Origin of the sequence: Pseudarthrobacter sp. NamB4 (assembly GCF_005796185.1) — a bacterium.
Classification (GTDB): Bacteria; Actinomycetota; Actinomycetes; order Actinomycetales; family Micrococcaceae; genus Arthrobacter.
Genome location: NZ_VAHM01000013.1, coordinates 91878 through 113579, shown reverse-complemented (window position 1 = coordinate 113579; position 21702 = coordinate 91878). Strand labels below are relative to the sequence as shown.

Genomic DNA, 21702 nt, shown 5'->3' with positions numbered 1-21702 from the left:
CTGAAGGTGCCGCCACCTCTTGTCATGGTTCATCAGTCCGGACATGTTCTGAAAGTGCAACAACGGTTCCAATATAGAACTCCCTGCCACGGCAGTCCACGATGTCCTGCAGGGCTCGGCTACCACCGCAAGCGATGCCGGAGGCGTTTTTAGCGGAGCATAAAAGTTCCCTCGGGGCGTGTTCGGACTCACATTTTCGTAGTACCCTACTAACTAACTGACCGTTCTGTCGGTAATTCTGAAGGCGATCCGGCAGCACTGCTGCCTTGAACAATGGAGTTTCAATGACCACACCTTCCAAGGTGGACACCCTCGCCGGTCCCAGTTCCCGGCGGGAGGAGCGCAAGGTCCTCGCCGGCACCCTTGTTGGCACCACCATCGAGTGGTACGACTTCTTCATCTTTGCGCAGTTGACCGCAACGCTGCTTTCACCGCTGTTCCTGGCACCGCTGAACCAGTCAAACCCCGGGCTGGCCCAGATCCTCTCGTTTGCCCTGATTGGCATCAGTTTCCTCTTCCGGCCCCTGGGTGCGGTGGTTGCAGGCCATCTGGGTGACCGGTTGGGCCGCAAGGCAATGCTCGTCTTCACCCTCGTGATGATGGGGGCAGCCACCGCGCTGATCGGCATGCTGCCCACCTACGCGCAGATCGGCGCCTGGGCTCCCGTCCTGCTGATTACGCTGCGGGTGATCCAGGGTTTCTCGGCCGGAGGCGAGTGGGGCGGAGCGGCGCTGATGGCTGTTGAGCATGCACCCCTGAACAAGAGGGGCCTGTTTGGTGCCTACCCGCAGGTCGGAGTGCCCATCGGCATGATCCTGGCCACCGGCCTGCTGTTCTTCCTCAACAGCAGCATGTCAAAGGAAGACTTTGCGGCCTGGGGCTGGCGGGTGCCGTTCCTGCTCTCCATCATCCTCATCGTGGTGGGCTACCTGATCCGGCGGGCCGTAGCCGAAAGCCCCGTTTTCCAGGAGATGGCCGCCCGGAAGCAGGAAAGCAAGGCACCCCTGGGTGAACTGGTCCGCAGGCACAAGAAGCCGGTCCTGTACTCCACCATGATCTTCATTGCCAACAACGCGGCAGGCTACCTGCTCATTGCCTTCTTCATCGCCTACGCCACCAGGACGCTGCAGATGCCGACGCCCCAGGTTCTCCTGGCCACCACGCTCGCATCCTTCGGCTGGCTGATTTTCACCCTGGCCGGCGGCTGGCTTTCGGACCGCATCGGCCGGGTCAAGACCTTCCTGACGGGCTACGCCATCATCTTCGCGTGGATGATCCCGATGTTCGCCCTCATCGACACAAAGAACATCTGGCTTTACGGCCTGGCCCTGTTTGTCCTCACCGTCGGACTCGGATTGTCTTACGGCCCCATGTCAGCCATGTATGCGGAAATGTTCCCCGCCAACGTCCGGTACTCGGGCATCTCCATCGGGTACGCGTTCGGCGCCATCCTGGGCGGGGCATTCGCCGCAACCATCGCGGAAGCCCTGCTTCAGACCACCAAATGGACTGGTTCGATCGGCATCTACATCATGATCCTGTGCGTTATCTCGGCCATCGGTGTGGTGCTGGCCAAGGAAACCAAGGGCAGGCCGCTGGGCGTCAGCCACCACTAGGCACCAGGGGAGCCAACGCGGAAGGGCGGCACAACCAGCGGAACAACAGCAACGACGGCGGGCGCGGACCAGGGCGGTCCGTGCCCGCCGCCGTATTCATCCAGGCCTCCAGGCCACAGCTGTCTGCATCACGCTAAGCTGTGCGCGTCCCGCACGCGCCTGTCTGCGCCACGGCCCGGGCCACCGCGGCACGACGCTACTGCCTGAGCAGGCTGATCGCGTCGTCGTCGCCCAGCTGTTCGAAGTGACGGTAGAAGGTGCCCACCGCCCGGAACTTGCCCGGCAGGTGCAGGAACAGCACGGCGTCGCACACCCTCTCCACGGAGGCCTCCGCCTCGATCGAGCCAATCGGTGCGGCTGCCACCACCGTGGCTGCACCGGCCTCCCTCGCCGCTTCCACGGCTGCCCTCATGGTGGCCCCCGTGGCCAGGCCGTCATCTATGAGCAGGGCCGTCTTCCCCGCCAGGTCAAGGTCTGCTCCCGGGTAGAGCTCCACACGGCGGGCCAGCTCTGCGCGTTCCCGCTGCTCCACCGTATCGAGCCACTCCTGCCGAATGCCGCGTTCCAGGACCCGGTCCAGCAGCGGCTTGTTGACCAGCCGGACGGTGCGGCCATGAACCCATGCCAGGGCCCCGTAGGCGGTCTCTTCGTGGCCGGGAATTCCCAGCTTCCGTACCAGGACGGTTCCCAGTGGCAGGTAAAGCGCCTTGGCCACTGCGGCTGCCACGGGGATGCCGCCGCGGGCCAGGCCCAGAACCACCGTATCCGGCCGCTTGCGGAACTGGGCGAGGAGGGCTGCAAGCCGTTCTCCGGCGTCCGTGCGGTCTTCGAAATAAATGCCCATCAGGCTCCTGGCTTTATGTCTGTAAGGCGGGGAACTAGACGGCCAGGAAGGAAATGGCCGCCTGCTTGAATGCCCTGCTGGTGACGGCATTCGTATGGTTCCGGCCGGGAAGAATCAGCTGCTCGGCCGGGGAGCCGGCCTTACGTGCCAGTTCCGCGAGCTGAGGAAGGCTGCCGATCCGCTCGTCGTTTTCGCCGGCGACCAGGAGCATAGGCACATGGGGAACTGCTTCCGAGGGGTCATAGGGCTCGGACTTGATGGCCTCCACCAGGGAGAGCAGCGCAAAGATGTTGTTCCCGGGAAGCAGCAGGGCCATCTTCAGCAGGCGTGCTGTGGACTCGTCTGCGATGGGGGTACCGTCAGCCAGGTAGTCCTGCGCAGCCCGAAGATCGAACTCGGCAAGGGGATCGGAACTATTGGGGCCACCCAGGACAAGGCGGTGGACAATCTCCGGCTGGGTGGCCCCAAACTCCCACGCCAGCCGGGAGCCCAGCGAATAGCCCACTACGTCCAGGCCGCTGGAAGGGTCGCCGTCCTGCACGGGCCGCACGCCGGCGTCGAACGCTGTCTGCAGCAGGTCCGCCCTGATCCTGCTGGGGGAGTAGGAATCCCGGTCCTCCGGCGCGCCGCTGCGTCCATGGCCGGGCAGGTCCACGGTGATGACGCGGCGGCCCGCTTCCAACAAGGCAGCCACCCAGCCGGTGTCCTCCCAGTTGAGTTTGCTGGAGGAGGAGAAGCCGTGCACCAGGAGGACCGGCCGCAGTCCGGCGTCGGCGGCGGGATCGTGGATCCCCACGTAGAGTTGCGGGTCCGTGCCTTCCACGGTGTGCGTCTGCTGTTGGCCGCTGTGCCTGCCGCTCATGCTCTCATCCTCATCAAGTACGGCGCCCGGGCAAACCCGGCGCATCGGTGCCTCGCGCTTTGAAATTACTCTACCTGCCGGGGAATCCGGCACTTCCGGCCCCCAACTGGAAGTCCGGGACTTCACCCTGGGCGGGTGCCCAGCGCCGCTTTGCGGCCCGAAGGCCGCAGTTGACGCTGGCTACTCTGGCCCACGGGTTCCCTTGCTGAACCGGGCACCCGCTGCGCAGGCCAGGGCTATCCCGGCGATCAGGCCAAAGGTGCTGAAGAGCTGCAGACGGCTGTCCTCGGCGCTGAAACCTACAGCGAAAATGAGGCCGAGGAGAATTAGCCCCAGGATGGTCAGGCCGGGAAAGCCCTTCATCCTCAGGGGCATGGGCAGGCCTGCGCGGTCTGCCCGCCGCCGCAGGACAAGCTGCGAGACCAGCGCACTTCCCCACACCACCAGGCAGGTGGAACCCACCAGCTGGAACAGGGCGGGAAGGACCCGCTCGGGGAACAGCAGTTCCAGCACCGTGGCAATGAACCCGAACGCCACCGATAACCATACCGCCGGCACGGGCACTGCCGCGCGGCCCAGGCGGGACAGGAAACGCGGCGCCGCCGACCGCTGCGCCAGCGAATAGGCCATCCGCGATGCTCCGTAGAGGTTGGCGTTCAGGGCGGACAGGAGTGCGACGACGGCCACGAGGGTGATTGCTGTCCCCGCGCCTGGGATCCGGGCCGCATCCAGGACGCCGGCGAAGGGTGACGCCAGGCTTTCCGAGGTTGCCGGAAGGACGGCAGCGATGACAAAGACAGAACCGATGTAGAACACCAGAATCCGCCAGACCACCGTGCGGATTGCTGAGGCAACGCTTCGTTCCGGGTCCTCGGTCTCGGCAGCCGCGACGGACACGATCTCTGTTCCCCCAAACGCGAAGATGACGATGAACAGCGCGGACGCGACTCCGCCGAGGCCCTGCGGGGCGAAGTCGCTGGTGAGGGTGGCCAAGCCCGGGGACGCGGCATCCGGCAGCAGGCCCAGGAGAAGCGCGGCGCCCACGGCAAGGAACAGCACAATGGCCACAACCTTCAGGAGGGCAAACCAGAACTCGAATTCACCGAAGTTCCGGACGCCGGTGAGGTTGATGCCGGTGAAGGCCACCATGAACGCCAGTGCCAGTGCCCAGACCGGAATGACGGGCCAGACGGAGAAGAGCAGCGCGGCCGCTCCCAGGGCTTCGGCTGCGATCACCACTACGAGCTGGAGCCACCAAAGCCAGCCGATGGTGGCTCCGGCCGTGTTTCCGAGGGCGCGTTCGGCATAGACCGAGAAGGCGCCGCTGTTCGGGTTTGCGGCCGCCATCTCCCCCAGCGCCCACATGACCAGGATGATGAGTGTTCCGGCAACCAGGTAGGAAATGAGTACCGCCGGGCCGGCTGCCTGCACTCCAGCACCCGAGCCCAGGAACAGTCCCGCGCCGATGGCGCTGCCCAGGCCCATCATGGTCAATTGGCGGGGCTTCATGCTGTGGACCGCGCGTCCCTGTGGACGGGGCGTTGCGGACTTCGTCGTCATCATGCAGTGAACCTTCTTGGGGTCTGGGGGCTCCTTGTGGGACCACTCGAATTTACCGCCTCCAGCCACGGCCCGTTGACCCCGCCCGGGATTACTGCCGCCGCTTGCTGCCGCACGCCGGCGGTGACCCCTGGTCGCGGCAGAGCCAGTGGAGGCCGCGGGCGGGCGGCACGATCTCCCCATGCAGGAAACATTGGCAATTCGGTCATTCCTGCATCTAGAATTAGTTTTGGTCAAAATGACCATAACTAGCAGGGTTCCTCTGAATGGCTGAACTCGTACTGATTGAAAGGCGGTGGCACCATCTACTACAGCTCGGCGAATGTCTCGGAGCGCCAGGCTGCGCCGCCGTCACTGGCCATCTCCACGGTCATCTTCGCGCTCCGGCCCAGCGAAAGCTCCGGCCGGCCAACGCTCTGGCTGCCCCTTGTCCGCCGCATCCGCGAGCCCTTCAAAGGCATGTGGGCCCTTCCGGGCGGGCCCCTTAGCCACGCGGAATCGCTTCAGGACGCGGCGTCCCGGAACCTGCGGGAGACCACCGGCCTTGCGCCCAGCTACCTGGAACAGCTGTACGCGTTCGGCGGCCTCCACCGGTCACCCACGCAGCGCGTGGTGTCGATTGTCTACTGGGCGCTGGTCCAGCCCACCGAGGCTGCCCTGGCGGACGAATCCGAAAACGTCCGGTGGTTCCGGGCGGACCGGCTGGGGGAGCTCGCCTTCGACCACAACGCGATCGTGGACTACGCCCTGTGGCGCCTGCGCAACAAGCTGGCCTACGGCTCCGTGGCGTACCACCTGCTCGGCGAGTACTTCACCCTCGCCCAAGTCCGCGAGGTGTATGAAGCCGTGCTTGACCGGCAACTGGACCCCGCCAACTTCCGCCGGCAGCTCAAGGCCACCCCTGAAATCGAAGAAACCGGCGAATACCTCCAGGGCGGCAAGCACCGCCCCCCGCGCCTCTACCGCTACACCGGCCGGCCCGGCCTTGACCCAGACAACAGGAGCACACCATGAGCAGCGTCAACACAGCAATCCAGCTGATCACGCGCGAACAGGCCGAAAACGGCACGACGGCGAAGGGCGGCACCTGCAGCCCCGCCCTGGCCAAGGGCCCGTGGGACTACGACCTCGCTGAGGCGCTCGCCGGCGTCCCCGCCTACGGTCCGGGCGCCTCCAGCTCAGACGTGGCGCCGGCGTCCACGCCCCGGCAGGGCCAGCTGCCGGAGGAGTACAGGCTCGCCAGTGATGCCGAGTTAGGCGAACGCATCCGCGCCGCCAAGGCTGTGCTCGGTGACCGTGCCGTCATCCTGGGCCACTTCTACCAGCGCGATGAAGTGATCCAGTACGCGGACTTCGTGGGCGACTCCTTCCAGCTGGCCAACGCAGCACTGACCAGGCCGGACGCGGAAGCAATCGTCTTCTGTGGCGTGCACTTCATGGCCGAGACAGCGGACATCCTCAGCGCACCCGAACAGGCCGTAATCCTGCCCAACCTGGCCGCGGGCTGTTCCATGGCGGACATGGCTGACGCCGACTCCGTGGCCGAGTGCTGGGAGCAGCTCGAGGAGCTGTACGGTACCGAGCCCGACGCTGAGGGCCGGGTTCCGGTCATCCCCGTCACCTACATGAATTCCTCCGCTGCGCTCAAGGCCTTCTGTGGGGAGAACGGCGGCATCGTCTGCACTTCCTCGAACGCGAAAACTGTCCTGGAGTGGGCCTTCCAGCGGGCGCAACGGGTGCTGTTCTTCCCCGACCAGCACCTGGGCCGGAACACCGCCAAAGCCATGGGTGTGCCGCTGGAACAGATGCCCATGTGGAATCCGCGCAAGGACCTGGGCGGCAATGACGAACAGTCGCTGCTTGATTCCCGGGTCATCCTTTGGCACGGGTTCTGCTCGGTGCACAAGCGCTTCAACGTGGCGCAGATCGAGAAGGCACGGGCCGACTTTCCCGGAGTCCAGGTGATCGTCCACCCCGAGTGCCCCATGGAAGTGGTGGATGCCTCCGATGCTGCAGGCTCAACGGACTTCATCAAGAAGGCCATCGCGGCGGCTACTGAACCCAGCACTTTCGCGATCGGCACGGAGATCAACATGGTCAACCGGCTCGCCGCTGAGTATCCGCAGCACACCATCTTCTGCCTGGACCCCGTAATCTGCCCCTGCTCCACCATGTACCGGATCCACCCCGGCTACCTCGCCTGGGTGCTTGAGGAGCTGGTGACGGGGCGGGTAGTCAACCGGATCACAGTCGCGGACGCTGTCCAGGACAACGCCAGGACAGCGCTCGAACGCATGCTCGCTGCCAGGCCATCATGAGCCGGGACGCTGTCTTTCCTCCCCGGGTACCGAGGCTGATCGTCGTCGGAAGCGGCATTGCCGGATTGTATGCGTCGCTGCTGGCCGCCGACTCCGGTGCCTCCGTGGTGCTGCTGGCCAAGGGTGAGCTGAGCGAAAGCAACACGTGGTACGCCCAGGGTGGCATCTCGGCCGTCCTGGACCGTCCGGCTCCCGGCGACACCATTGCTGCCCACGTCCAGGACACGCTGGAGGCAGGGGCAGGCCAGTGCGATGCCGCCGCCGTGCAGCTGATGTGCACCGAAGCCCGCCGTGAGATCGCCGGGCTGCAGCGGTTCGGCGCGCAGTTCGATATTGCTGGCGACGGCGGCCCGGCGCTGGGGCTGGAAGCAGCACATTCAGCCCCCCGCATCCTCCATGCCGGCGGAGACGCCACCGGCGCCAGGATCGCCGAAGCACTGATCCGGTCGGTGCTGGCGCGCCAGGCGGACGGGAAGATCACGCTGCTGTCCCACGCACAGGCCACGGCGCTCCGGCTCTCATCCGGAAGGGTGGACGGCGTGGAATACCTCCGGGACGGGCGGCATCACACCCTCACGGGCGACGCCGTGCTGCTGGCCACCGGGGGAGCGGGCCAGCTGTTCGCCCAGACCACCAACCCCGCCGTTGCGACGGCCGACGGGCTGGCGCTCGCCGTCCGGGCAGGAGCGGCCGTGGCCGACCTTGAGTTCTTCCAGTTCCATCCCACCTGCCTCGTACAGGAGGGCCGTATGCAGGAATGCCGGGCGCAGGAGGGCCGGGTGCAGGAACGCCCCCCGGCCCCGGGGGACAGCGGCAATCGCCCTAACGGCGAGCCGCTGCTGATCTCCGAAGCCGTGCGCGGCGAGGGCGCGGTCCTGGTTGATGCCGGCGGCCGCCGCTTCATGACCGCCTACCACCGGGACGCCGAGCTGGCCCCGCGCGACGTAGTCTCCCGCAGCATCGCCCTGCACCTGGCCAAGCTGGGCGACCCCAACGGCCACGTGTACCTTGATGCCCGCGTCATTGAGCAGGACAAAGGGCCGGGTTTCCTGGCCCGCCGGTTCCCCACCCTCACCCGGCGGATTCTTGACGCAGGCTTCGACTGGACCCGCGAGCTGGTACCCGTGGCGCCGGCGGCACACTACTGGATGGGCGGAGTGGTCACCGACCTCAACGGCCGCACCACCGTTACCGGGCTGTACGCTGCCGGAGAAGTTGCCTGCACCGGTGTCCAAGGTGCCAATCGGCTGGCCAGCAACTCGCTCCTTGAGGGACTCGTCTTCGGCCGTCGCGCTGTTGAATCTTTCCTTGCTGGTGGCTCTGGTTGGGTCGAGCCTGCCGGCGCTCCTCCGCGTACTCCCCACGATCCCCCTAACCTCGCAGGCTCGGCCAGGGAACCCGAATCGTGTGGGCCCAGGGCCGCGGGCGGCCTCCGCTTGACGTACGCTTCCGGAGCACCTGCAGTCGCCGAAGGCAGGGCACCTTCACGAGGACCTGCACATCGTGCGGCGACGGAAGCGGACGCCCCTGGCCGGAACCGGTTGGCTGGCTCCCACGGGGAGGGGGAGATGTTCTCACGGGAGGCTCTTCGCCGGATGATGACTGCCAAGGCCGGGGTGCTTCGGAGCGGGAAACTCCTGACTGAGGCGGCGGAAACCCTTGACGGGTGGAGCGCCGTCGTCCGTCCCGACGCCGTTCCCGCCGGCACTGCCGACCCCGTGGGGCACGAGGACCGCAACCTGCTGCTGGCGGCCCGCCTGCTGGTGGCAGCGGCCCTTGACCGCACTGAATTCCTCGGTGCCCACTACCGCAGCGATGAACCCGAAGAAACCTTTGCACTCCGCCCGAAAGCGAGCCTTGTCCGTGACTGAAAACTCCGTGATTTTTCCGCAGGCGGCCAACGGGCAGCGCTTCGATCTTGCCTTGCCGTCGGCACCCGTCCGCGAGATCCTGGAGCGTGCCTTAGCCGAGGACGCCCCGGCCGGCGACATCACTTCCCAGCTGCTGATCCCGGCCGGCGCCCGGGCCACTGCCGTCCTGAACGCACGCGTGCCGGGCGTCTTCAGCGGAGCCACCGTCTTCCGGGACGCCATGCTCCTGGTGGACACGGAGACGGAGGTGGAACTGCTGCTGGCAGACGGGGACAGGTTCGACGCCGGTGCCCACCTTGCCCGGGTCAGCGGCCGCGCACGGTCTGTGCTGCTAGCCGAACGGGTGGCACTGAACCTGGTCCAGCGGATGTCCGCCATCGCCACCCGGACTGCGGAATTCGTCCAGCTCACCGAAGGGACGCAGGCACGGATCACCGACACCCGGAAAACAACCCCGGGCCTGCGGATCCTTGAGCGGTTCGCGGTGCGGTGCGGGGGAGGCGCCAATCATCGGTACAGCCTCTCCGATGCGGTGCTGGCCAAGGACAACCACCTGGCCGTCATGACCGGAGGGGATTCAACCAGGCTCACTGAACTGCTGATGGCGGCCAAAGCCCAGCTGGGACACACCACGCACTTCGAAGTGGAGGTGGACCGCCTGGACCAGATAGAACCCGTCCTCGCGGCCGGCGTGGACACCATTATGCTGGACAACTTCACGCTGGAAGAGCTGCGGGCCGGAGTGGCCCTGGTAGCAGGGCGGGCGCGGGTGGAAGCCAGCGGCAACGTCAACCTCAACACTGTTGCCGGGATCGCCGGCACCGGGGTCGATGTCATCTCCGTCGGTGCCCTCACCCACACCGTCGCAGCCCTGGACCTTGGCCTGGACGTGGAACTGACGGCCGGGTGATAACACCGTGATCTTCCTGGATGCTGCCGCCACCACCCCTGTCCGCCGCGAAGTGCTGGACGCCATGTGGCCCTACCTGACCGGTGACTTCGGAAACCCCTCCAGCCATCACACCCTGGGCGAATCAGCTGCCAATGCGCTGGCGGGGGCACGGGCCACAGTCGCCGCCCTCCTCGGCTGCCGGCCCGGGGAGGTGACGTTCACCTCCGGAGGCACCGAAGCGGACAACCTGGCAGTCAAAGGCATTGCCCTGGCACGGCAGGCCGCAAGCCCCGCCTTGAACCGGGTGGTGATCAGCGCCGTCGAACATCCCGCCGTAGAGGAGTCCGCACGCTACCTTGAACGCTTCCACGGGTTCGGCGTGGACGTGGTTCCCGTGGACGGGACAGGGCAGGTTACCCCGGAGGCGCTTCTGGCACTCCTGAGACCGGAAACAGCCCTGGTGAGCATCATGTATGCCAACAACGAAGTGGGGACAGTCCAGCCGGTTGCGGAGCTGGCCGCCGCCGCACGCCGGCTGGGAATTCCCTTCCACACGGATGCCGTCCAGGCCGCAGGCTGGGTGCCCCTGGACACGAAGGCGCTGGGTGCCGATGCGATAAGCATTTCCGGCCATAAGCTCGGGGCGCCCAAGGGCTGCGGGGTGCTGTTTGTCCGTGGCCGCACCAAGATCGAGCCGCTCCTGCATGGAGGTGGCCAGGAACGCGGCCGCAGGTCGGGGACCGAGAACGTGGCCGGAGCTGTGGGCCTTGCCACTGCCCTCACGCTCGCCCAGGCCCGCCAGGCGGAGGAGCGACGGCGGGTGGCGGCATTGCGCGACACCTTCATCAACGAGGTCCTCACCGGTGTCCCCGGAGCCGTCCTCACCGGGCACCCGGTCCACCGGCTGCCCTCCGTGGCATCGTTCTGTTTCCCCGGGACGAGCGGCGAATCGGTACTCCTGGAGCTGGAGCGCCAGGGGGTGGTGTGCTCAAGCGGTTCAGCATGCGCAGCCGGATCCGACGCCCCGTCTCCCGTCCTCACTGCCATGGGCTTCGAAGCTGATGTGGCACAGACAGCGGTGCGGTTCAGTTTCGACTCGGCAGTCAGGGAGGAAGACTTCGGCACCGCTGCCCGCGCCGTCCGCCAGGCAGTGGCCAGCGTACGGGCCCTCGGCGGCTAGAAGCCGGGCCATGGCTGGGGTACGGCAGTGCTTCCCGGAAGCAGCGCCCATGCTCAGTAGGGCCCGCTAGTAAAGCTCCCCTACGGGGATGTCCACGGCCAGCCGGTTGGAGGGCCCTGCCAGCGGACACGCCCAGGCCTCGTTGTAGGCGCAGGACGGGTTGTAGGCAAAATTGAAGTCCACAACAAAGGTGGCATCCGGTCCTGTCCCGTCGACGCCGTGGAAGGCTCCCTTGATGGTGTCCAGCAGGTAGCGGCCTGCTCCGTAGCTTCCGCCGGACTGGCCGGCCGTGGCGTCACGGAAGGGCACGAAGATGCCCCCGCCGTAGCCCCGCAGCTTCCACACTGCAAGCTGTCCCATCTCGGGAAGATCGAACGTGCCCAGCCTGACGAAGTTCACCACGCCGTCAGTCCCGGTTTCCACGCTCATTTCCCGGCCGGCGCCTTCTTTGGTCAGCGGGATGTGGAAACGGTAGATCGGATCGTAGTCGGCCGTCTTCAGGCCCGAGAACCGTGCCTTGTCCGCGGCAGTGAGCGGCGAGGCAGGGTGGGTGGCGAACATCAGGTCGCGCTGGTGGCGCCAGTGCAGATGTGCTTCCGCCGGATTCTCTGCCGCGATCTTCCGGACGTTGGCGTAGAGGGCAAAGGTCCGGAGCCGCCAGTCGGCGATGTCAACGGCGGACATGTCCGCCAAATCTTCTTCAGCCGTGCCGTGGTGCGCTTCCATAGGCAACAGCCTAGTCCCCGGTGCCGGCGTTGCCCGTACGACGGCGACACGCAGCTTTGGTGTCCGCACCTGGCGTGCGGCGCCGGCTTGCAGGGGACACGGGGGAGCCGGGAAACACCGTACCGGCTCACCTTCCGCCGTTGTCCCTCCCATCAGGCTGGCTGCATGAGAGGCATGGCAACAACGGTTGTCCTGTCCGCAGCCGTGATCCTGGCCGGCGCGCTTGCAGCAGGCTGCTCAGCGGCATCAGACAGCGGCCGGGCTGGACTGCACAGCCGGACTCACCCGCACCTCCGCGGCCACCGCATCTGCACCTGCCTCCGCGCCCGGATCTGCTCCGGGCGAAGCCTCCGCGCCCGGATGGGGCGTCTGCCGCAGCCACAGCCGGCGCCAGTGCCTCCGCAACGCCGCAGCGCGGCGCCACGGCGTCAGCCTGGAAGACTGCGGGGGCCTGCGGGCGAGGGGGACTACTCGTTCGGGGACGTGGTGACGCTTAGAGCGTTCGCGCCGGATGAAAAAGTGGCCTCCAGGGCTTTCGACACCCTGGAGGAGGCGGCCAGTTCGTTGGCGGGAGCCCGGACTTCGTCAACGTCCAGCGGATGCTAATGTCTCTGGAGATCAAGAATTAGTCCCGTTGCCGGCCCACATCAATGGCTGACCAAGCGGCGGCTTCCTTCCCCTGCCGACACCCCCGGAGAGTCATGGAACGCACTGTTTCCGCACGCCTGGTTTTCACAACCACAGCCAACACGAAAGTGGCGATGGCCATAGCTGCAGCGAAGAACGCCGGCTATTCCTCCTTCGATGAAAGCCTGTCCGTCACTGCAGGGGGCGGGCAGGTTCCCGTGAGCGAGGTGCCGGACCACCACGGCGGCCGGCTCCACTATATGGAGTTCGCGGAGCCCGCCGAGGTGACGGTGGAATACTCGGCTACAGTCGTCGGGAAGGGCCGGCCTGAGGAATCCGGTCTGGCCGACCGGATCCGTTACGTCCGGCCCAGCCGGTACGCGGAATCGGACCGTCTCCTGCCCACAGCCTACGCCGAGTTCGAGGGTGTGCATGGCGGCAAGCTGCTGCACGCCGTGCGCGACTGGGTCAATGGGGAACTGCGCTACCTCAGCGGCTCCTCCCGGGGGACGGACGGGGCGGTGGAGACCCTCCTCAGCCGGCGCGGAGTGTGCCGGGACTTTGCCCACCTCGCCATTGCCCTGCTGAGGTCGAAGGACGTCCCTGCCCGCTTGGCTGCCGTGTACGCGCCGGGCCTGAGCCCCATGGACTTCCACGCCGTAACAGAGGCGTACGTCGAGGGCGCGTGGCACGTTATCGACCCCACGGGGCTTGCCCCCCGGGAGTCGATGCTGCGGATCACCGCGGGACGGGACTCGGCGGACACTGCGTTCCTGTCGACGGTAGGCGGAAGCCTGATCCTGAACCAGATGAAGGTGACCGCCGTGGTCGACGGCGACCTGCCGATCGAGGACCCCGCCAGGCTGGTGGCGCTGGGCTAGCAGTCCGGGCTGGGGGCGGGTTGGCCGCCCTGAGCTGCGCCGGGTTGCCCGTCCTGGGACTACCGGCCTTGCGGGCGTTTCGCCAAAGAACTGCGCAGCTTGTCCGTCAGCCGCGTAAGTTCCTTCTGCTCCTCCGGTGTCAGCGCCGGCGTTACCAGCGCCGAGATGTCCCGGATGTGTTCACGGCCTATCTCCTTTTGGAGTTCACGTCCCTCGTCCGTCAGCTTCAGCAGCACACCCCGGCCGTCCTCGGGTGCAGGCATCCTGGCCACCAGCCCTCGCTTCTCCAGCCGCTCCACCAGGCGGCTCAGGCTGGACTGGCTCAACAGCACATGGTCGTTAAGCTCGTTGAGCCGCAGCCATCCGGACGGACAGCGGGACAGCGTGAACAGGACGTCGTACTCGTTCACGGGAAGCTTCCGGAAAGCTGGTCCGGACTGCAGCCTGCGCATAACGGCCACCTGCGTGCGGAACAGTGACTCCCAGGTCTCCGCCGCCAGCCGTACCGGAGATTCGGAACCCTTGCCTGCCATTACGCCTCCGCCGCGGACTTTTCAGCCTCCTGGGCGGCCAATGCGGCAGCAACACGGTTGGCGTGTGTTGGCGGCTCGGGAACGTGGGCCGGCTTGAGGGCAGCGTATTCCTTGCGCAGGACGGGGAGAACTTCCTCGCCGAACAGGTCCAGCTGCTCGAGCACGGTCTTCAGTGGCAGGCCAGCGTGGTCGATCAGAAACAGCTGGCGCTGGTAGTCGCCGAAGTACTCACGGAACGTGAGGGTCTTCTCGATGACTTCCTGGGGGCTTCCCACGGTCAGCGGGGTTTGGGAGGTGAAGTCCTCGAGGGACGGCCCGTGCCCGTACACCGGTGCATTGTCGAAGTAGGGCCGGAATTCCTTGACGGCGTCCTGGGAGTTCCTCCGCATGAAAAACTGGCCGCCCAGGCCCACAATCGCCTGGTCCGCCTTGCCGTGGCCGTAGTGCTCATAGCGTTCGCGGTAGAGGCCAATCAGCTGCTGGTAGTGCTCCTTCGGCCAAAAGATGTTGTTGGCAAAGAATCCGTCACCGAAGTAGGCGGCCACTTCCGCGATCTGGGGAGTGCGGATGGAGCCGTGCCAGACGAAGGGGGAAACGCCGTCGAGCGGGCGCGGGGTGGAGGTGAAGTTCTGCAGCGGCGTGCGGAACTTGCCGGACCAGTTGACGGTGTCCTCGTCCCACAGCTTGCGCAGCAGGCTGTAGTTCTCAATCGCGAGCTCCACGCCGTCCTGAATGTTCTTGCCGAACCACGGGTAGACGGGGGCGGTGTTGCCGCGGCCCAGGACCAGGTCGACGCGGCCGTCGGCCAGATGCTGGAGCATGGCGTAGTCTTCCGCGATCTTGACCGGATCATTCGTGGTGATCAGCGTGGTGGCTGTGGAGAGGATGATGCGCTCGGTCTGCGCTGCGATGTAGGCCAGGGTGGTGGTGGGAGAGGAGGAGAAAAAGGGCCGGTTGTGGTGCTCGCCCAGGGCGTAGACATCCATACCGATCTCTTCGACCTTTTTGGCGATGGCCACCGAGGCCTTGATGCGTTCGTTCTCCGTGGGGGTCCGACCCGTGGTGGGGTCAGTGGTGATGTCGCTGACGCTGAAAACACCGATCTGCATCATGTGCCTTTCCGTTCCTGGGCTGTCCGGGCTTGGTTCCAGTGTAGTCCCATGTAGATGCATTTGCATCTATCGCCGGGTACAACGCATCCCTCGGGAAAATATTCCTCAACTGGCTATTCGGGGCTGCCTGGCCTGGCCCGGCGGCCGCTGGTCTTCGGAACCATGCCGGTGGTCCAGTCCCGGAACTCCTCGTCGACGTCGGCGCCGGGGATGTACTCCTGGCGTTCCTGCAGTTCCCGGAGCAGGGCCTTTTTCTCGCGCCTGCCCTCCGCCAGCCTGTACAGGACGGGCACCAGGACCAGGGTCAGTGCCGTGGAGGAGATGAGTCCGCCGATCACCACAACAGCCAGTGGCTGGGAGATGAACCCGCCGCCGCCGGTGAGTCCCATCGCCATGGGCGTCAGGGCGAACACGGTGGCAAGTGCAGTCATCAGGATGGGACGGAGGCGCTGCCGCGACCCGTGGGTGATGGCATCCGCCACACTCATGCCGGGGCGTCCGTCCCGGGGCTGGCGGTACTGGTTGATGAGGTCGATGAGCACAATGGCATTGGTCACTACGATGCCTACCAGCATCAGCATGCCGATCAGCGACGGAAGTCCCAGCGGCACGCCCGTCACAAGAAGCAGCGCCACCGCGCCCGTGGCCGCGAACGGAACCGAGACCAGCAGGATCAGCGGCTGGATGAGGGACTTGAAGGTGGCCACCATGATCACGTACACGATGGCGATCGCCGCCAGCAGGGCCAGTCCGAGTTGCTGGAATGACTCCTGCTGCTGCCTGGAGGCCCCGCCGATTTCAGCGGTGACACCCGGCGGGAGCTGGACGTCCTCCAGCCGCTTCTGAACTTCCGCACTTACAGCACCCAGGTTGGAGCCCGACGGCGTGACGGAGACGCGTGCCGTGCGCTGGCCGTTGCTGGCGGTGATGGACACGGGCACGTCAACCTGTTCCACCGAGGCTATGCTGGCCAGCGGCACTGGGCCTCCTGCCGCGGGAAGTGGGATGCGCCGGACGGCGTCGATGCTGGTGAATTTGGTGCCTTGGCCGATTTGCACCGGGAAGTCATTGGTGTCGATCCGGACCTCGCCGGCCGGAATGGGGCTGATGGTGGAGGCCAGGACCCCGGCCACCTGCTCTTCGTTGAGTCCAGCTGCCACAGCTTTCGCCCTGTCCACCTTGACCTGCACCACGGGCTGGCTGGCGGCGAGGTTGGTTTGAACCTCGCTGGTTCCGGGCACGCCGGTCATCGCGGCAACCATGGCGTCGCTGGCTTCCCGGAGGTCGGTGCTGCTGGCGGCCTTGAGCGTGATGTCCACAGTGGACGACGTGCCGAAGCCGCCCTGCTGGGTTCCCACGGAGACTTTGCCCGGGTCGGGCACCTTGGCCAGTTCGCTCCTGACAGTCTCCTGCAGCTGCTCCTGGTCGGCCTTTTCGTCCGTAACCACGGTGAAGGTTGAGTTGGAGGAACCGGTGGAAGTAAGTGCTGCGAAGCCTGCCTGGGCGTTGCCGGAGGTCACCTGGACATCCTTGATGCCGTCGACGCCGCGCAGAACTTCCTCCAGCCGGACGGCTGCCGCGCTGGTGTCCGCCAGGCTGGTGCCGGCCGGCAGTACCTGACGCACCGTGAGGCTGTTCTGGCCTGAGTTGCCCAGCAGGTTGGTGGCCAGCAGCGGCGTCATGGCTGCGGTGGCCCCGAGTACCAGAACGGCGGCAACCAGCGTGGCCACCGGGTGTTTCTGCGTCTTGGTAAGGACGGGGAGGTACCCCCGCTGAAGCCTGCTGCGTTGTTCTGCCTCCAGCGCCCTCGCACGGGCTGCCGCCGCTGTCTGGCGGGCGGCAGCGGCGTCTGGAGCAGCGGCCCCGGGCGCAGCGCCGGTGTTTTTGAGAAACCAATACGCCAGCACCGGGACGATGGTCAGCGAGACCAGCAGCGAGGCCAGGAGCGCCATGGTCACTGTGAGGGCAAACGGCCTGAAGAGTTCGCCAGCAAGCTCACCCACGAAAGCGATGGGAAGGAACACCGCCACCGTGGTGAGCGTGGAGGCGGTAATCGCCCCGGCGACTTCCCGGATGGCGGTCAGGATGGCGGTGACCTTGTCCTCGCCGTAGCTGAGGTGCCGCTTGATGTTCTCGATCACCACGATCGAGTCGTCCACCACCCGGCCGATGGCGATGGTGAGTGCGCCGAGGGTGAGGATATTAAGCGAATAGCCCGTGGCTGACAGCCCGATGAAAGTGATCAGGAGCGAGAGCGGAATGGATACCGCGGTCACCAGCGTGGACCGGCCGGACATCAGGAAGACCAGGATGACCGCCACAGCGAAGCCCAGGCCCAGCAGGCCCTCAGTGGTGAGGTCCTTGATGGATTTTTCAATGAAGGGTGCCTGGTCGAAGACCGGTGTGAACTTGGCGTTTGAGCCCAGTTCGGCCTCCAGCTCGTCCAGGGTGTCCCGCACATCATGCGAGATGCCCACCGTGTCACCCTCAGGCTTTTTGGTCACCGACACCGCGAGCGTTTCTGCTCCGTTAGTGCGGGTGATGGAGGTCCGTTCGTCGTCCTTGAGGGACACGTCCGCCACGGCGCCGATAGTGGCCTCATTCGTGGCTCCGGCAAGAGGCAGCGCCTTGATCGCGTCCAGGGAGTCCACGGGGCTGCCGATCTGCAGGGACAGCGTCTTGCCCCGTTCTTCGAGAGTGCCCGCGGGGATCAGGTCGCCGTTGTTGCCGAGAGCATCCCGGATGGAGGTGATGGTCGCCCCGGAGGATGCCATGGCGTCGGGGCGGGGAAGGATTTCGATGTGCTGGGTGGCGCCACCGGTCACGTCGGCGCCCCGGACGCCGTCGATCTTCAGCAGCCTGGGCACGCTCAGCCGCTGGAGGTCGGCGTTCAGTTCGCTGAGGCTCCTGTCGGAGGAAACCGCCAGGAAAACGATGGGGAAGTCGTTGATACTGCCGGCAAAGGCCTGCGGCTGCACGTCCTCCGGGAGGTTCCGCTTGGCGTTGGAGATGGCCCGGTCAATCTGGTTCCGCGCACGGTCCAGGTTGGAACCGTACGTAAAGACCATAGTGATCTGGGAGACGCCGTTGCGCGACGTGGAGGAGGTGGATTCCAGCCCCTCCACGCCGTTCAGCGCGGTTTCGAGCGGCGCGCTCACCTGCTTGTCCACCACCTCGGGGGAGGCCCCGGGCAAGGCAGTCAGCACCGTGATCTGGGGGAACTCAATGGATGGGATGAGTTCCTGCTTCAGCGACGACATGGTGATCACGCCGAAAACGGAGGCGAAGACAGTGACCAGTGCGATCAGGGCCCGGTTCGCGAGGGAAAGTTGAGCCAGGCGGAACATCGCATGATCTCCTGTGGGGTTAAGTGACTGATACGTACCCGCACGCTGCCGTCCGCCGACCCCGGCAGGGTCAGCGGCTGGCCGAAACGCTCTCCAGCTGAAGTGATGCCGCCGTCGCCTTTTCCAGCTCGATGGCCAGGTCCGGGTTTTCGTCAAGCTTGACCCCGTAGCCGGGCATCATGTCCTTAAGCTTGGACTGCCACCCCTTGAAGCTCCGGGGGAAAGCCTTCTTCAGCAGTTCGATCATGATCGGTACCGCAGTCGAGGCACCGGGAGAGGCGCCAAGGAGCGCTCCGATGGAACCGTCGCGGGCAGCGATCACTTCAGTGCCGAACTGCAGGATCCCGCCCTTCTGCGGATCTTTCTTAATGATCTGTACACGCTGGCCGGCGGTGATCAGTTCCCAGTCGCCGTCCTTGGCTTCCGGGTAGTACTCCCGCAGTGCTTCCACCTTGTCGGCGTGCTTCTTCATCACTTCCTTCACCAGGTATGCGGTGAGGTCCATGTTGTCCTTCGCCACGGCAAGCATGGGAATGATGTTTCCGGGCCGGATGGACAGCGGAAGGTCCAGGTACGAGCCGCTTTTCAGGAAGTTCGTGGAGAACCCCGCGTAGGGTCCGAACAGCAGTGAGCGCTTGCCGTCCACATACCGCGTGTCCAGGTGCGGCACGGACATGGGGGGAGCTCCCACCGACGCCTGGCCGTAGACCTTGGCGCTGTGCTGCGCGGCGATGGTTTCATCAGTGCAGCGGAAAAACTGCCCGGAGACGGGGAAGCCGCCGTAGCCCTTGCTTTCCGGGATGCCGGAGGCCTGGAGCAGGTGCAGGGCGCCCCCGCCGGCGCCCACGAACACGAACTTGGCGTGGATCTTGCCGTGTTCCCCTGACTTGGGGTACTTCAGCGAAATGTTCCAGCCGCCGTCGGAAGCCCTCGAAACGTCCGTGACGTCGTGGCCGTAGTTGATTTCGACGCCGTTGTTCCCCAGGTAGGTGGTCAGCTCGCGGGTCAATGCCCCGAAGTCGACGTCGGTGCCCTCGGCGGCGCGTGTGGCGGCGATGCGCTGCTTCGGGTCTCGTCCCTTCACGATCAGCGGAGCCCACTTGGCGATCTGGCCGTGGTCCTCGGAGTACTCCATGCTGCGGAACAGGGTGTGGGGCTTCAGTGCCTCGTAGCGGGTCCGCAGGAACCGGGTGTGGTCTTCGCCGATCACGAAGCTCATATGCGGCACGGTGTTGATGAAGCGCTTGGGCGAGCCGATCAGGTTCTGGTCCACCAGGTGGGACCAGAACTGCCGGGAAAGCTGGAACTGTTCGTTGATGAGCAGCGCCTTGGAGGGGTCCACCGAGCCGTCTTTGGCTGCAGGGGAGTAGTTGAGTTCGCAAAGGGCAGCGTGGCCGGTCCCGGCGTTGTTCCAGGGGCCGGAGCTTTCCAGGCCGGGCTGGTCCAGCCGCTCGAAGAGGGAGATGGTCCAGCCCGGCTCCAGCTGCTTGATGAATGCCCCCAGCGTGGCGCTCATGATGCCGCCGCCAATCAGGACGACGTCGGCATGTGGGGTCTTGGAAATGAAGGTCACGATCAGTCTCCGATTGCAGCGGCTCTGGCTGTCACAGAATATCCCCGGGCGACGGACATACTGAAATTGGGCCGGTCCGTCAAGGTTTTAGTTGCACCTTCGTGAAAACTTCATTTAAGACCGGCGAGGCGGGATAGCTCAGCACCCGGTCGGAAAGGGCCAGCGCGGAGATGGGAAACGCCACAGGGACGGCGGGGACTGTGGCCGCGATCTGGGCGTTGATGGTGTGATATTGCTCATCCCGTTCCTCGCCCTCCGGCATCCCGCGCGCCCGGTTGATCTTCGAAAAGACCTGGGCGTCCTGGTACCCGAACTCGCCGTTCTTCTCCCCGAAGAGAGGGCCAACGAAGTTGTCCGCGTCCGAGTAGGAGCCGTTCCACCCCAGGAGGTGGAGTGCATGGTCGCCGGGGGACTGCACCTTTTGCAGGTAGCCGTCGGACCACTCCACCGGAACCGGCTGGATGTTGAACCCGACAGCTGTGAGCTGCCGGCTGATCTCCGCGTAGACCTTCTCCGGGGTGGGCAGGTAGGGCCGGGTGACATTCAACGGATAGTAGAACTTCAGTTCCTCGCCCGCGTACCCGCCGTCCTTGAGGTACTCCTTGGCCCTGGCGGGGTCGTGGCCCAGTTCCGGCGCATCATTGTTGAATCCGCTGATTTTTGGCGGGACGAACTGCGTGGCCCTTGTCGTGTTGTCGATGAAGAACCTGCGGATCAGGGTTTCCTTGTCGATCGCCATTTCGATCGCCTGCCGGACCTTCAGGTTCTGAAGCACGGGGATGTCCTGGTTGATACCCACGTACATCACCGAGAACGGGTCACGCTGGACGATTTGCTTCCCGCGCTTGACGAGTTGGTCGAAGTTGCCGACTGTGACCGCGTCATAGCCGTCGATGGTGCCGTCAAGCAACGCCTGCAGCCGGGCCTGCGGGTGGTCGTAGGCCACGAAGTTGATGGTGGCAATCTGGCCCCGTTCGCCCCAGTAGGACGTGTTGGTGGCCAGGGTGACGCTCCCTTCGTCCCACGATGCAAGGCGGAACGGACCCGTCCCCACAGGATTGGTGCCGAAGACGGAGAGGGTCTGGCCGCCCCGGTTCTGGTCCAGCACATCAGCCGTGCCTGCGGTGAGGGCCGAAGGTGATGCGATGGCGAAGGCAGGAAGGGTGAGCGCCTGCAGGAACGCGGTGAAGCGCTGGGAAAGGTCGATCCGCACGGTGTCCGCCGACAATGCTGTGCAGCTCTTGAAGATGGAGAGCTCCGGCTCGTCCGAATGCGCTTTGAAGACCCCTTTGAACGAACTGCCCGGCGCCTGCCGCCTCAGCGCCTCCGGGAAAGCGAACCACCGGTTGAAGTTGACGCATACGGCGTCGGCATTGAACGGGGTGCCGTCCTGGAAGACGACACCGGACCGGAGCTTGAAGGTGTACGAGCGGCCTTCATTGGATTCGGTCCATTCCGTTGCCAGCAGGGGAGTGGGTTTGCCCGTGGTCTGGTCAACGCCCACCAGTCCCTCGAGGATCTGGCGGGTGATGCGCTGCGACTCGACGTCGCTCGAGAGGGCGGGATCCAGACCCAGCGGCTGGGCAGCAGTCCCGAAGTTGAAGGTGGCGGCCGGTTCGGCGGCAGGGGTGGGGCTGGGGGAGCCGGACGTTGGCGAGGGGGCCGGGGTGGCTGTGCAGGAGGTGACGCCCAACGCCAGGAGGACAGCGCCAGTCTTGATGACTGTCCGCCGGGACGTACTGCTGGGCACTCAAACATCA

The 21702-nt window shown here is 65.6% G+C and carries 16 protein-coding genes; 7 read left to right on the top strand and 9 right to left on the bottom strand.

Going from position 1 to position 21702, the window contains the following annotated elements; translation table 11 throughout:
• Positions 1-284: 284 nt before the first annotated feature.
• Positions 285-1616, top strand: coding sequence for an MFS transporter (locus FDW81_RS13360; RefSeq protein ID WP_138134659.1), 1332 nt, complete (start codon positions 285-287; stop codon positions 1614-1616).
• A gap of 196 nt (positions 1617-1812) precedes the next feature.
• Here the strand turns inward: FDW81_RS13360 and FDW81_RS13355 are convergent, their stop codons facing one another.
• From FDW81_RS13355 to FDW81_RS13345, 3 genes are all read right to left on the bottom strand, one after another.
• Positions 1813-2460 carry a phosphoribosyltransferase gene (locus FDW81_RS13355; protein WP_138134658.1) on the bottom strand — a complete coding sequence of 216 codons (648 nt, stop codon included), beginning with the start codon at positions 2458-2460 and terminating at the stop codon, positions 1813-1815.
• 34 nt (positions 2461-2494) lie between these two features.
• A complete protein-coding gene (locus FDW81_RS13350; protein WP_138134657.1) occupies positions 2495-3322 on the bottom strand; it encodes an alpha/beta fold hydrolase in 828 nt (275 codons plus the stop codon).
• A 180-nt stretch (positions 3323-3502) separates the two neighbouring features.
• Complete coding sequence (locus FDW81_RS13345) at positions 3503-4882, bottom strand: amino acid permease (protein WP_138134684.1); 1380 nt, start codon at positions 4880-4882, stop codon at positions 3503-3505.
• 303 nt (positions 4883-5185) lie between these two features.
• Between FDW81_RS13345 and FDW81_RS13340 the strand changes: the two genes are divergently transcribed.
• Genes FDW81_RS13340 through FDW81_RS13320 form a run of 5 tightly spaced genes read left to right on the top strand, consistent with a single transcriptional unit; the run spans position 5186 to position 11143 of the window.
• A complete protein-coding gene (locus FDW81_RS13340; protein WP_138134683.1) occupies positions 5186-5896 on the top strand; it encodes an NUDIX domain-containing protein in 711 nt (236 codons plus the stop codon).
• Complete coding sequence (gene nadA / locus FDW81_RS13335) at positions 5893-7200, top strand: quinolinate synthase NadA (RefSeq protein WP_138134656.1); 1308 nt, start codon at positions 5893-5895, stop codon at positions 7198-7200. The genes FDW81_RS13340 and nadA overlap by 4 nt, the downstream gene beginning before the upstream one ends.
• Complete coding sequence (locus tag FDW81_RS13330; protein ID WP_138134655.1) at positions 7197-9071, top strand: L-aspartate oxidase; 1875 nt, start codon at positions 7197-7199, stop codon at positions 9069-9071. The genes nadA and FDW81_RS13330 overlap by 4 nt, the downstream gene beginning before the upstream one ends.
• Positions 9064-9981 (top strand): carboxylating nicotinate-nucleotide diphosphorylase, encoded by a 918-nt coding sequence (gene nadC / locus FDW81_RS13325; RefSeq protein WP_138134654.1) that lies wholly within the window; start codon positions 9064-9066, stop codon positions 9979-9981. The genes FDW81_RS13330 and nadC overlap by 8 nt, the downstream gene beginning before the upstream one ends.
• A gap of 7 nt (positions 9982-9988) precedes the next feature.
• Positions 9989-11143 (top strand): cysteine desulfurase family protein, encoded by a 1155-nt coding sequence (locus FDW81_RS13320; RefSeq protein WP_138134653.1) that lies wholly within the window; start codon positions 9989-9991, stop codon positions 11141-11143.
• A gap of 66 nt (positions 11144-11209) precedes the next feature.
• Here FDW81_RS13320 and FDW81_RS13315 read toward each other — a convergent pair whose 3' ends face one another.
• Entirely contained in the window at positions 11210-11869 is a 660-nt protein-coding gene (locus FDW81_RS13315) for a DUF1684 domain-containing protein (RefSeq protein ID WP_138134652.1), read from the bottom strand.
• Positions 11870-12570: 701 nt separating this feature from the next.
• Between FDW81_RS13315 and FDW81_RS13305 the strand changes: the two genes are divergently transcribed.
• The gene (locus FDW81_RS13305; protein ID WP_138134651.1) at positions 12571-13377 is read left to right on the top strand and encodes a transglutaminase family protein; all 807 of its coding nucleotides are present in this window, start codon (positions 12571-12573) and stop codon (positions 13375-13377) included.
• Positions 13378-13436: 59 nt separating this feature from the next.
• Here FDW81_RS13305 and FDW81_RS13300 read toward each other — a convergent pair whose 3' ends face one another.
• The 5 genes from FDW81_RS13300 to FDW81_RS13280 form a co-directional block, all read right to left on the bottom strand.
• On the bottom strand, positions 13437-13910 hold the full coding sequence (locus FDW81_RS13300; protein ID WP_138134650.1) for a MarR family winged helix-turn-helix transcriptional regulator: 474 nt from the start codon (positions 13908-13910) through the stop codon (positions 13437-13439).
• Positions 13910-15019, bottom strand: a complete 1110-nt coding sequence (locus FDW81_RS13295; RefSeq protein WP_138134682.1) for an LLM class flavin-dependent oxidoreductase — start codon at positions 15017-15019, stop codon at positions 13910-13912. Before FDW81_RS13295 ends, FDW81_RS13300 begins: the two co-directional genes overlap by 1 nt.
• 116 nt (positions 15020-15135) lie before the next feature.
• The gene (locus FDW81_RS13290) at positions 15136-18369 is read right to left on the bottom strand and encodes an efflux RND transporter permease subunit (RefSeq protein ID WP_138134649.1); all 3234 of its coding nucleotides are present in this window, start codon (positions 18367-18369) and stop codon (positions 15136-15138) included.
• A 70-nt stretch (positions 18370-18439) separates the two neighbouring features.
• Positions 18440-19942 carry a malate:quinone oxidoreductase gene (locus FDW81_RS13285; RefSeq protein WP_138134648.1) on the bottom strand — a complete coding sequence of 501 codons (1503 nt, stop codon included), beginning with the start codon at positions 19940-19942 and terminating at the stop codon, positions 18440-18442.
• A 79-nt stretch (positions 19943-20021) separates the two neighbouring features.
• Positions 20022-21692 carry an ABC transporter substrate-binding protein gene (locus tag FDW81_RS13280; RefSeq protein WP_171027209.1) on the bottom strand — a complete coding sequence of 557 codons (1671 nt, stop codon included), beginning with the start codon at positions 21690-21692 and terminating at the stop codon, positions 20022-20024.
• Between the last annotated feature and the right edge of the window lie 10 nt (positions 21693-21702).